The sequence below is a fragment of the Thalassovita autumnalis genome (assembly GCF_001458255.1).
GTDB lineage: Bacteria > Pseudomonadota > Alphaproteobacteria > Rhodobacterales > Rhodobacteraceae > Thalassobius > Thalassobius autumnalis.
Map to the genome: position 1 here is coordinate 90,048 of NZ_CYSB01000040.1, position 11,894 is coordinate 101,941.

Below are 11,894 nucleotides of genomic sequence, written 5' to 3' on the forward strand. Positions count from 1 at the left end.
TTCTTAGCCTTTGATCGCGGCCTCTGCGGCTGCAATGGCGGCATCGGCATTTGCGGCGTCTTTGCCCCCGCCCTGCGCCATGTCGGGACGACCACCGCCGCCTTTGCCGCCCAGTTCCGGCACCGCTGCCTTCACCAGATCCACGGCCGAGACTTTGTCAGTTGCGTCTTTGGTCACCCCTGCGGCCACCGCAACCTTACCGCCCGTGTCTGCGATCAGCAGAACCGCACCGGAGCCCAGACGTTCCTTATGCTCATCGATCAGCGCCGGCAGATCTTTGCCCGACACGCCTGAGAGCACCTGCGCGATGAACTTCACGCCGTTGATCTCTTTGACCTCAGCGCCGCCACCCTGACCGGCACCGCCGGCCATGGCCAATTCACGGCGCAGCTGAGCCACCTCATTCTGCAGCGCCTTGCGTTCGCCCATCAGCGCATCCACACGTTCCGCCACCTCGCTTGGCTGCGCCTTCAGCGCCCCCATGATGGTGGCCAGCGTGTCGGCCTGCTGCCCCAGATGATCCAGCGCCGCCTGACCTGTCAGCGCCTCAATCCGGCGCACCCCTGCCGAGGATGCCGAATCCCCCAGGATCACCAGCGCGCCAATGTCGCCGGTCTGTTTCACATGGGTGCCGCCGCACAGCTCGATCGAATAGGTGGTGCCGTCCTGGCCTTTGCCAGTTGCGGCCTGCCCCATCGAGACAACGCGCACCTCATCACCGTATTTCTCACCAAACAGCGCCTGCGCACCGATGTCACGGGCGTCATCCGGCGTCATGATCCGGGTTTCAACCGCGGTGTTTTGGCGGATGTAATGGTTCACATCGGCGCCGACTTTGGCCAGTTCCTCCGCCGACAGGGCTTTGGCATGGCTGAAGTCAAACCGCAGACGATCCGGCGCGTTGAGCGAGCCACGCTGCGCCACGTGATCCCCCAGCGCTTCGCGCAGGGCTTCGTGCAGCAGGTGGGTGGCCGAGTGATTGGCCCGGATTGCGCTGCGACGGTCATGATCCACAACCAACTGCGCCGCGGCGCCTTTGGTGATCTCACCTTCGGTGACTTCGGCGATATGGATGAACACGCCAGCCGCTTTGCGGGTGTCGGTGATGCGGGCTGCGCCGGCCTCGGTTTTCAGCACACCGGTGTCGCCCACCTGACCGCCGCTTTCTGCATAAAACGGTGTCTGGTTTACCGCGATCTGCACCTTGGCACCCTTGGCTGCGGTCTCAACCTCCGCACCCTCCTGCACCAGCGCCACAACCTGACCTTCGGCCTCTTCAGTGTCATAGCCCAGGAATTCCGTTACGCCGGCGTTTTCCGCCACGTCGAACCAAACGGTGGCATCCGCCGCCTCGCCCGAACCGGCCCAGGCCGCGCGCGCTTTGGCTTTCTGCTCTTCCATCGCGGCGTCAAAGCCATCGGTGTCCACGGTCAAGCCCTTTTCACGCAGCGCGTCCTGCGTCAGGTCCAGCGGGAAACCGTAGGTGTCATAAAGTTTGAACGCGGTTGCGCCGTTTAGCGCATCGCCTTCACCAAGGTCGGCCACTTCGCCGTCCAGCAACTTTAGGCCACGGTCCAGGGTCTGTTTGAAACGGGTTTCTTCCAGACGCAGGGTTTCTTCGATCATCAGCTGCGCCTGACGCAGCTCAGGATAGGCTTCGCCCATCTGGCTGACCAGCGATGGCACCAGCTGATGCATGACCGGATCCTTCGCGCCCAAGAGGTGCGCGTGACGCATGGCACGACGCATGATGCGACGCAGCACATAGCCCCGGCCATCATTAGACGGCATCACCCCGTCGGCAATCAGGAAGGAGGTGGAGCGCAGGTGGTCCGCGATCACCCGGTGATGCACGTTTTGATCACCATAGGGATCAACATTGGTCACATGCGCCGAGGCTTCGATCAGCGCTTTGAACAGGTCGGTGTCATAGTTGTCATGGCTGCCTTGCAGCAGCGCGCCGATACGTTCCAGCCCCATGCCGGTGTCGATCGACTGCATATCGAGATCAGTCATCGATCCATCTTCGAAACGCTCATTCTGCATGAAGACTACGTTCCAGATCTCAATGAACCGGTCGCCATCTTCCTCCGGGCTGCCCGGAGGGCCACCCCAGATATGGTCGCCGTGGTCATAGAAAATTTCGGTGCAGGGGCCGCAAGGACCGGTCGGCCCCATCTGCCAGAAGTTGTCTGACGTGGCGATGCGGATGATCCGGTCTTCGGGCACGCCGAGTTTTTTCCACATCTCAAAGGCTTCGTCATCGGTGTGGTAAACCGTGGTCAGCAGCCGCGATTTGTCGATGCCAAACTCTTTGGTCACCAGTTCCCAGGCAAACGGAATGGCTTCTTTTTTGAAGTAGTCACCAAAGCTAAAGTTGCCCAGCATCTCAAAGAAGGTGTGGTGACGCGCGGTATAGCCCACGTTGTCCAGGTCATTGTGTTTACCGCCAGCGCGCACACATTTCTGCGCCGTGGTGGCGCGGGTGTAATCGCGTTTTTCCACCCCGGTGAAACAGTTTTTGAACTGCACCATGCCAGAGTTGGTAAACATCAGCGTCGGGTCGTTGCGCGGCACCAACGGGCTGGAAGAGACAATCTCATGCCCCTGTTTCTGGAAGTAGTTCAGAAAGGTCGAACGGATTTCGTTAAGACTGGGCATTGGCCTGAAGTTCCCCAATGGATCGGTTTCAGGCTGATGTATCCGCCCCACTGGCCCATGTCCACAGCAAGTAAAGGGCCGGTGACGCATTGCGCCCCGGCCCTGTGGATTTTGTCACAATTCCTTACGGAACTGATTTTGGATCTGATCCGAAGCGGCGGGCCGCTTTGTGGCGATCAAGCCTCTAGGATGTCGTCGTCATCCTTATCCATGTCAAAGTCCAACCCATGTGCGGCGCGGATCTTATCCTCGATCTCATGGGCGACATCTGGATTGTCGCGCAGGAACTGTTTGGCGTTCTCACGGCCCTGCCCCAGACGGTCATCCGCGTAGGAGAACCAGGCACCGGATTTATCAACCACCCCAGCCTTCACACCTAGGTCCAGCAATTCACCGGTTTTGGAGATGCCTTCGCCATACATGATGTCAAACTCAACCTGTTTGAACGGCGGCGAGACTTTGTTCTTAACCACTTTGACGCGGGTGGCGTTGCCGACCACTTCGTCACGGTCCTTGATCGCGCCGATACGGCGGATGTCCAGACGGACCGACGAATAGAATTTCAACGCGTTGCCACCGGTGGTGGTTTCCGGGCTGCCGAACATCACGCCGATTTTCATCCGGATCTGGTTGATGAAGATCACCATACAATTGGACCGGTTGATCGAGCCGGTCAACTTGCGCATCGCCTGGCTCATCAGACGGGCCTGCACACCAACGTTGCTGTCGCCCATGTCGCCCTCCAGCTCGGATTTCGGCGTCAGCGCCGCAACCGAATCGACAACAACCATGCTGACAGCGCCCGAACGCACCAGCGTGTCGACAATCTCCAGTGCCTGTTCACCGGTGTCCGGCTGGCTGATCAGCAGCTCATCAAGGTTAACACCCAGCTTTTTGGCATATTGCGGGTCCAACGCGTGTTCCGCGTCCACAAAGGCACAAATGCCGCCTTTTTTTTGCTCTTCCGCAACACAATGCAGCGTCAACGTGGTCTTGCCTGAGCTTTCAGGACCGTAGATTTCAACGATCCGACCCTTCGGCAGGCCCCCAATGCCAAGGGCAATATCCAGCCCCAGCGACCCGGTGGAAGTTGCCTCAATCTCAGGCGCGACATTGTCGCCACCCAGTTTCATGATTGAGCCTTTGCCGAACTGACGTTCGATCTGTGCCAGGGCGCTATCCAGCGCCTTCTGCTTGTCCGCGTTACGTTTGCTGTCCATCGAAAGAAGATCTGCCGTTGCCATTGTTCGATTTCCTTATCCCACAGCCGCAGCCCCGCGGCAATCCCTGGATGTTCCTATCTTGTTCTCAAATTCAGATATGAGACCAAAACAAGAACACTGCAAGTTTTTTTTCTGCCTAGGATATTTTGCCAAACCAGTTAAGGAATGGTTTATAGAAGGTAGATAATCGCAAAAATGATGAGGTCTGCCGCGCATGCTGGTGTTTTGGAAGCAGAATTTGGTGTTCCTGTCGGTGCCCAAAACCGGAACCACGGCCTTTGAAAAGGCACTGGCGCCGCTTGCGTCCATGTCGGTACAGGATCCACCCGAGCTGAAACACGCGCCGCTTTACCGCTACAATCGTTTCTTTCGCCCGATGTTCGAAAAGGTCTGCAACACCGAGTTGGAGACCCTGGCGGTGATGCGCGAACCGGTCAGTTGGCTGGGCAGCTGGTATCGATATCGGCGCCGGCCGTTCCTGTCGGGGCGTCCGAATTCCACCGAAAACGTCAGTTTTGATGAGTTCGTGCAGGCCTATTGTCAGGGTGACACCCCTGCCTTTGCCCGCGTGGGCAGTCAGGCCAAGTTTCTGGAGCCTCGTCCAAACGGCACTAGGGTGACGCATTTGTTCCGCTATGAGGATCAAGCACCGCTGCGCCAATTCCTTGAAACCCGGCTGGATTGCCAGCTGGACCTTGATCGCACAAATGTCTCTCCCGACATGGCCCTGGATCTGAGCCCCAAAACCCGCGCGAAGCTTGAACGGAAATACGCAGCGGATTTTGAACTGTGGCATAGCATTGGCGTATAACGCCCTGCCGCTACTGTAAGAATTGATTTTGAACGGTCTCGGTCAGCGCCTCCAGTGAAAATGGTTTGGGTAGGAACTGCGCCTGCACAATGTCGTCATGGCCCCCGTCAAAAGCCTCTTCGGCGTAGCCCGAAACAAACACCACCCGCACATCGGGGCGTTCTTCAAGCGCTTGCCGTACCCAGGTAGGGCCATCTAACCCCGGCATGATGACATCGGTCAAAAACACATCGACCTGCAGCGCCGGATCCTTAAGAATTTCCAAAGCCTCTTCGGCATGGGCGGCTTCAATCACGGTGAAGCCAGAGAGCCGCAGTGCGCGCGAGGCAAAGGCCCGTACCGGCGCTTCATCTTCCACCAAGAGCACAACGCCCTGCCCTTGTATCTGCGCATTGTTTGGACGCGCGGGGACAGGCTTGGCCTCTATCGGTTCCTGCACGGCGGGGAACATCAGTGAAAACCGGGTGCCCTCCCCTTCGACACTGTCGACAAATACATAGCCGCCACTTTGTTTCACGATGCCATAGACCGTGGCCAATCCCAGACCGGTGCCTTCGCCAGTGCGTTTGGTGGTGTAAAAGGGCTCAAACACCTTTTGCAACTTCTCCGGCGCGATGCCGCAGCCGCGATCTTCAACCTCAACCAACAGGTATTCGCCAATAGGAACTGTGACCTGGTCACGTTTCATCGGGGTGACGACCATTTGGTTGGTCGCTGTGATCGTCACGTCACCCTGCCCCCCCATCGCGTCGCGCGCGTTGACCACAAGGTTCATCATCACCTGTTCCAGCTGCCGGCGATCCGCGCGCATATTGCTGAGCATCGCGTCGACATCGATCACGACCTGCATTTTTTCACCCACAAGGCGGTTCAGCAGGTGGCCAAGGTCGCCCAGAACCTCTTGCAAATCCAAAACCTCAGGCCGCAGGGTCTGTTTGCGCGAAAACGCCAGAAGCTGGCCGACTAGAGCGGCGGCCCGGTTGGCGTTTTGGCGGATCTGCACCAGGTCTGCAAAATCCCCGTCGCCCTCATCGCGGTGCTGCATCAACAGGTCACAATGGCCGGAAATCGCGGTCAGAAGATTGTTGAAATCATGCGCAATTCCCCCCGCAAGCTCCCCAATCGCCTGCATTTTCTGACTTTGGGCAAATTGTTCCTCCAGCGTTTTGATGGCCGTTGCATCGCTCAGCACCGCGAGCAGCCTGCGGCCGTCACTTTGCACCACCCGGGTTAAAGAAACCTGAACGAAGTGATCGCCGCCGCTTTGTTTAACCCGCAGAAATTCTGACTGGTGTGTCGTGCCTTCGTCCAATGAAAGCTTGAGCCAATCCCGCACCGGGCGGCCCGGCCCCTCCAGCAGGTCCTCCAGAAAGCGAGGTTCGGACATATCGATGCCCAGCAGCGTCTGCGCTGCCTCATTCGCCCCCAAAATCTGCCCCACCGGATCCAGCCGCAGGATCGCCAAGGGCAGCAAATCCAAGGCAGAATCCCCAACGTTGCCCCGCGCCACCCGGTCGCCGGCAAGGATCGGGAGAAAATAGACCTCACGCCGCCCCATGGTCTGATCGACCATATGAACAAGGCAATTGCGCGGTCCTTCCGACGACAAGGCAAGGGAGAAACCGCCACTTTCCAATGGCAGCTCGGGAAACACACGCTCCAATGAGCGCGGTCGGGCACCGCAAAACTGCCGTGCGGCGTCATTCATAAACAAAATCACATTGCCCCGACCAATGGTCAGCATCGGCAACCCTGTGCCGGACCGCTGCCGTGCCGGACCTGCCCCCACATCCTCCATCCGCCACAAAAAGCTATCCTTGTCAAAGCGATGCACGGTCAGGCGCAGGTGTCCACGGCGGGTCACCACATCTTCGCTGGCGGAGCCAAGTTGACTGGCCTGCGCCTGCAGCCGCATCAGCAGGGTTGCCGGTTTGGCAAAAACCTCTTGCAGGGCATCTGCAACGGTCAGCAAGGGGCCGTTTGGGAACCGTTTGTGACCGGCTTCATTCACGTAATGCACCCGGCCCAAGGCATCCGAAACCAACGTGGGCGCCGCATCGTATTTCAAAATGCGCGCCGACCGTTTCAGTTTTCGGTGGCGCATTTGGGCGTAAAGAGCGGTGCCAACAGTGGCGAAACAACTGACCCCCAGCAGGCTAAAGCCAAAGGCCGCCAGCTGCTTGCCCAAATCCTCTGAAACAATAAGCGCAGCCAGGAGAAAACAGCCGCCAAGCACCGCGCATAGGGCCACGCCCCAGCTGTTGCCAGGGTTGACCGCACCACCTGCCGAAATGGAGGATGGGGGCGTGCCAGACTGAAGTTCCTGTGACTGCACCAATAGCGCCTCGCTCAATTGCTTCGGTCGACTTTTGCAGCAAAGACTTAATCAACTATGAATAATTTAGGTTAATTTACGCAACGAAGAGTTGCGCAGCCCTAGGCCCCTGTCAAGATCGACAGGTGGAAACCATCCCCGTCCTCCCCCGGGATCCAGGTCTTTTGGAAGGTTGCCGCGAAGGCAGGATTTTGGGCTAAAAACTGGTCAACACGGGCGGTGTTTTCACGATCAAAAACCGAGCATGTGGCATAGGCCAAGGTCCCACCGGGTGCCAGAAGCGTCGCTGCCCGTTCTAGGATTTCATCCTGCAAGCGGTTCAAACCCCGTAGCTTTTCCTCGCTCAGGGCCCACTTTCCCTCTGGCGCGCGGCGCCAACTGCCGCTGCCGGAACAGGGCACATCGCAGAGCACCAGATCAAAAGGCGCCTCGGCCTCAGGGGATTTGGTAACCGTGATCTTCACCCCGGCGCGTTTGGCACGATCGGGCAGATCCCGCAGCCGCTGCGGATGCGCGTCATAGGCATAAAAGCTGCCATTAACCTTACCGGCCATGGCCAGTGATTTACCACCACCACCCGCGCAAAGATCAAGGATCCGCATGCCATCGCGCAGCGGCAGGGCCTCAACCACCGCCTGACTGGCACCATCCTGAAGCTCCACTAGACCGTTGCGATAGGCCTCAGAATTGTTGATCCGGCGGGCACCTTCAACAACCCGCAAAGCGGTAGGTGCCACATCCGCGGTGACTGCAACGATGCCTTCATCGGCCAGCTTGGTGATCGCGGTATTGCGGTCCAATTTGCGGCTGTTCACCCGCAGCATTACCGGGGCGCGGTGGCGCAGCACTTCGCCATAAGCCTCTGTTTTGTCGCCCAGGCTTTGCTTCACCTCTGGCAGCAGCCAGTCGGGCAAATCCAAGGCATCAGCGCCTTCCGCTGGTTGGCCGGCGGTTTGCTCGGCCGCGCTTAGACCTTCGGGCGCGTGACCTTCGCCGGAAAAAACACTCGCAGGATCAATCCCCTGCTGCCGGATCAGCCCCAGAATCATCGCGCGACCGGTGCTGCCGCCGCCCCAGACGCCCACGCTGCGTTTGCGGCGCAGCACGTCAAACACATGATCGCGGATCGCCGCCCGATCTTTGGAGCCCGCAAAACGCGAGCGCCGCGCCCACGTGGTCAGCGCCTTTTCGGCCGGGGTACCGGCAAGAACCTGATCGATGATCTCAATGGCGGCGCCGTAGCGGGCGGCTGGGGTCATGGCTTGGTCCTCATCTGGGCGGTGGGCGTCAGTTCCTGGCGGGAATATCAGTGGCACCGTGGCGCTTCAAGGTACCTGCGTTGCGCGCCGCCAGCCCGTCAGACTTGACCCGGTAAACCTATGTGGCACAAGCGCAGACAGATTTCAGGAAGGAGAAGACCATGATCGAACGCATGCACACCGGTCAGCGGATGAGCAAGATCGTCAAACACAACGGCACGGTTTACCTGTGCGGACAGGTCGGCAAGGCCGAAGATGACATCGCCGGACAGACCCGTGAGTGCCTGGCGCGCGTTGACGCCCTGCTGGCCGAGGCGGGATCCAGCAAAGAGCAGATCCTGCAGGCCATCGTCTGGGTGTCAGACATGAAGAACTTTGCCGCGATGAATGAGGTTTGGGATGCCTGGGCGCCGGAAGGTCACGCCCCTGCCCGCGCCTGTGGCGAAGCGAAGCTGGCCCGGCCGGAACTATTGGTTGAGGTCATCATCACCGCGGCTTGTGACTAAGCCGCAGCTTCCTAAGTGGCTGAAACGAAGAGAGCGCGCGGCAGAAACCACGCGCTCTTTCTTGTCTGGATCAACGTCCGCCGGATCATTCGGCGGAGCGCGTTGCCTCACCCGATCCGGTAGTTCGGCGCTTCGCGGGTGATCTGCACGTCGTGGACGTGGCTTTCTTTCAGACCCGCGCCGGTGATGCGAACGAAGTTCGATTTGGTGCGCATCTCATCCACGGTGGCGTTGCCGGTGTAGCCCATGGCCGCGCGCAAGCCGCCCACCAGCTGGTGGATCACAGTGCCTGCCGGGCCTTTATAGGGCACCTGACCTTCGATGCCTTCGGGCACCAGCTTGTCACTGGCGGCATCTTTCTGGAAGTAACGGTCAGCCGAGCCACGCGCCATAGCGCCAAGTGAGCCCATGCCACGGTAAGATTTGAACGAACGGCCCTGATAGAGGATCACCTCACCCGGGCTTTCATCGGTGCCCGCGATCATCGAGCCGACCATCGCGCAGGAAGCCCCCGCCGCAATCGCCTTGGCGAAGTCGCCGGAGAATTTGATGCCGCCATCGGCAATCACCGGCACATCGCCAGCCGCAGCCGCACAATCCATGATCGCGGTCAGCTGGGGCACACCAACGCCCGCAACCATACGGGTGGTACAGATGGAGCCCGGGCCGATTCCGACCTTCACCGCATCCGCGCCCGCATCGATCAGCGCTTTGGTTGCGTCACCGGTGGCCACGTTGCCTGCGATCACCTGAACCTTGGTGTTCAGCGCCTTGATGCGTTTCACCGCTTCCAACACACCTTCGGAGTGGCCATGGGCGGTATCGACCACCACGACATCCGCCCCCGCATCGATAAGCGCCTCGGAGCGTTCAAAACCGCTGTCGCCAACGGAAGAGGCCGCAGCCACCCGCAGACGGCCCAGATCATCCTTGCAGGCATCGGGGTTCAGCACGGCCATTTCGCTGTCTTTCAGGGTCAACATGCCGGTCAGTTTGCCCTGACCATCATGGACCAGCAGTTTTTCAATCCGACGGGCGCGCATCAGGCTGCGGGCCTCTTCCAGATCGGCAGGCTCTGCCAGCATCGCCAGATCCTGCGTGGTCATCATTTCCCGCACCGGCATTTCATCGGAATTGGCAAAGCGCATGTCACGGTTGGTCAGGATGCCAACCACGCGACCGTCGTTGTCCACCACTGGGAAACCGGTGAATTTGTAACGCTCTACCAGGGCCTTAGCATCTGCCAGCGTCTGATCCGCGGTCAGGGTGACCGGGTTGTAAACAATACCGGATTCAAACCGTTTGACCCGGCGCACCTCTTGGGCCTGACGTGCCACATCCAGGTTTTTGTGGATCACGCCGATGCCACCAGCCTGCGCCATGGCGATGGCCATCCGCGCCTCTGTCACCGTGTCCATTGCCGAACTCAGCAGCGGAATGTTCATGGCAATTTCCCGCGTCACCCGCGTGCGCGTATCCGCCGTATTTGGCAACACGCTGGAAGCCGCCGGCACCAGCAAAACATCATCAAAAGTGAGAGCCTCACGAATCTGCATAACCCGTCCTCATGCATAACCCCGTTTGGCGGTGACCCTATGACACAGAAAGCCAGAGGTGGAAAGAGCTGAGAGGGCGCAGAGGCAAAGTTTTCGCTGCAGGTGCAAACTGCACCGGCAAATTGCACCGGTAATTCGTGGGGAGGATCAGCGAAAATCGGACGCGCCTGATCTGCATCAAGGCCGCCACGTCTGATGGCGCTATCAACGCGCTGAAACCCGCGACCCTAGGCCGTGTTGCCCTAAATAATGCCCCTAGACCCCGACCCCAGTAGGAACCTGATATGAGCGCCCCCCTTTCCGGAATCACCATCCTTGACCTGACCCATGTTCTGGCGGGGCCCTATGCCTCGATGACTTTGGCAGACCTTGGCGCCCGCGTGATCAAGGTGGAACGCCCCGGCATTGGGGATGACACCCGTGCCTTCCCCCCGTTCAAAGACGGGGAAAGCGCCTATTTCGCCACCATTAACCACGGCAAAGAAAGCATTGCACTCGACCTGAAAGACAGTGCGGATCGCGCGATCTTTGACCAGTTGCTGGCGCAAAGCGATGTGGTGCTGGAAAACTATCGCCCCGGCGTGATGGAGAAGCTGGGCTATGGCTGGGAGGATCTGCACAAACGGTTCCCGGCGCTGATTTACGGCGCGGTTTCTGGCTTTGGCCATACTGGCCCTGAAGCGCTGAAACCGGCCTATGACATGGTGGTGCAGGCCCGCGGTGGGGTGATGTCAATCACCGGGGAACGCGACCGCGAACCGGTGCGGGTGGGGGCCTCAATCGGGGATATCGTGGCGGGGATGTTTCTGGCCCAGGGCATTCTGGCGGCCCTGCTGCACCGGCGCGACACCGGGTTGGGTCAAAAGATTGATATCGCAATGCTGGATTGCCAGTTGGCGCTGCTGGAACATGCCATTGCGATCACCTCGGTCACTGGTGAACCACCCCGCCCCTCAGGTGCGCGGCACCCTTCGATCACGCCGTTTGAGACCTTCCACGCCGAGGACGGATTGTTTGTCATCGCGGCCGGGAATGACGCGCTGTTTGCCCGGTTGTGTCAGGCATTGCAGTTGCCCCTGGCCGATGATCCCCGGTTTGCCACCAATCCGGCGCGTTGCGAAAACGCGCGATTGCTGAAGCGGTTGATTGAGGCCGTGACGCTTGGCGCGTCCAAAGCCCATTGGATTGAGGTGCTGACAGCGGCCGGTGTGCCGACAGGGCCGATCCAAAACGTGGCTGAGGTGATGCAGGACCCGCAGATCCTGGCCCGCAACATGGTGGTTGATGTGTTGGATGCAGAGGGCACCCCGCGCTACACGGCCGCCGGCAACCCGATCAAAATGTCGGGTCTGAGCGACCCCACAACGCGCAGACCCTCCCCGGCCTTGGACGGCGATCGTGCGACCATTTTGCGTTGGCTTGAGGGTCAGACCGAATAGGCGGGGCGGGCCATCAAATTGGGCAAGCACCTCTGGCCACTGTAGAAAAGTCGCCCAGCGCCCGCCCGATGTCGCGCGGCGGCTTGCCAGCACCGCCTGATTTC

Annotated in this window: 8 protein-coding genes; 3 read left to right on the plus strand and 5 right to left on the minus strand. The window is 59.6% G+C overall.

Annotated elements, in window-relative coordinates; all coding sequences use genetic code 11:
* Positions 1-3 precede the first annotated feature (3 nt).
* Both alaS and recA read right to left on the minus strand, forming a co-directional pair.
* Positions 4-2,661 (minus strand): alanine--tRNA ligase, encoded by a 2,658-nt coding sequence (gene alaS / locus TL5118_RS17150; RefSeq protein ID WP_058244078.1) that lies wholly within the window; start codon positions 2,659-2,661, stop codon positions 4-6.
* A gap of 176 nt (positions 2,662-2,837) precedes the next feature.
* Positions 2,838-3,905, minus strand: a complete 1,068-nt coding sequence (gene recA, locus TL5118_RS17155) for a recombinase RecA (RefSeq protein WP_058244079.1) — start codon at positions 3,903-3,905, stop codon at positions 2,838-2,840.
* A 193-nt stretch (positions 3,906-4,098) separates the two neighbouring features.
* Between recA and TL5118_RS17160 the strand changes: the two genes are divergently transcribed.
* Positions 4,099-4,695 (plus strand): sulfotransferase family 2 domain-containing protein, encoded by a 597-nt coding sequence (locus TL5118_RS17160; protein ID WP_058244080.1) that lies wholly within the window; start codon positions 4,099-4,101, stop codon positions 4,693-4,695.
* Between the two features lie 10 nt (positions 4,696-4,705).
* Here the strand turns inward: TL5118_RS17160 and TL5118_RS17165 are convergent, their stop codons facing one another.
* Complete coding sequence (locus TL5118_RS17165) at positions 4,706-7,030, minus strand: ATP-binding response regulator (RefSeq protein WP_082626341.1); 2,325 nt, start codon at positions 7,028-7,030, stop codon at positions 4,706-4,708.
* Positions 7,031-7,131: 101 nt separating this feature from the next.
* Positions 7,132-8,289 carry an RsmB/NOP family class I SAM-dependent RNA methyltransferase gene (locus tag TL5118_RS17170; protein WP_058244082.1) on the minus strand — a complete coding sequence of 386 codons (1,158 nt, stop codon included), beginning with the start codon at positions 8,287-8,289 and terminating at the stop codon, positions 7,132-7,134.
* 161 nt (positions 8,290-8,450) lie between these two features.
* Between TL5118_RS17170 and TL5118_RS17175 the strand changes: the two genes are divergently transcribed.
* Positions 8,451-8,795, plus strand: a complete 345-nt coding sequence (locus TL5118_RS17175) for a RidA family protein (RefSeq protein WP_058244083.1) — start codon at positions 8,451-8,453, stop codon at positions 8,793-8,795.
* Positions 8,796-8,902: 107 nt separating this feature from the next.
* Here the strand turns inward: TL5118_RS17175 and guaB are convergent, their stop codons facing one another.
* Positions 8,903-10,351 carry an IMP dehydrogenase gene (gene guaB / locus TL5118_RS17180; RefSeq protein WP_058244084.1) on the minus strand — a complete coding sequence of 483 codons (1,449 nt, stop codon included), beginning with the start codon at positions 10,349-10,351 and terminating at the stop codon, positions 8,903-8,905.
* A 284-nt stretch (positions 10,352-10,635) separates the two neighbouring features.
* On the opposite strand from guaB, the gene TL5118_RS17185 reads away from it, so the two are divergent.
* The gene (locus TL5118_RS17185) at positions 10,636-11,790 is read left to right on the plus strand and encodes a CaiB/BaiF CoA transferase family protein (RefSeq protein ID WP_058244085.1); all 1,155 of its coding nucleotides are present in this window, start codon (positions 10,636-10,638) and stop codon (positions 11,788-11,790) included.
* Positions 11,791-11,894: the final 104 nt, after the last annotated feature.

Excerpts from the sequence above, each read along its gene's own strand:
- TL5118_RS17175 (WP_058244083.1), top strand. The coding sequence starts at position 8,451 with ATGATCGAACGCATGCACACCGGTCAGCGGATGAGCAAGATCGTCAAA.
- alaS (WP_058244078.1), bottom strand. The coding sequence starts at position 2,661 with ATGCCCAGTCTTAACGAAATCCGTTCGACCTTTCTGAACTACTTCCAG.
- guaB (WP_058244084.1), bottom strand. The coding sequence starts at position 10,351 with ATGCAGATTCGTGAGGCTCTCACTTTTGATGATGTTTTGCTGGTGCCG.
- TL5118_RS17160 (WP_058244080.1), top strand. The coding sequence starts at position 4,099 with ATGCTGGTGTTTTGGAAGCAGAATTTGGTGTTCCTGTCGGTGCCCAAA.
- TL5118_RS17185 (WP_058244085.1), top strand. The coding sequence starts at position 10,636 with ATGAGCGCCCCCCTTTCCGGAATCACCATCCTTGACCTGACCCATGTT.
- TL5118_RS17170 (WP_058244082.1), bottom strand. The coding sequence starts at position 8,289 with ATGACCCCAGCCGCCCGCTACGGCGCCGCCATTGAGATCATCGATCAG.
- recA (WP_058244079.1), bottom strand. The coding sequence starts at position 3,905 with ATGGCAACGGCAGATCTTCTTTCGATGGACAGCAAACGTAACGCGGAC.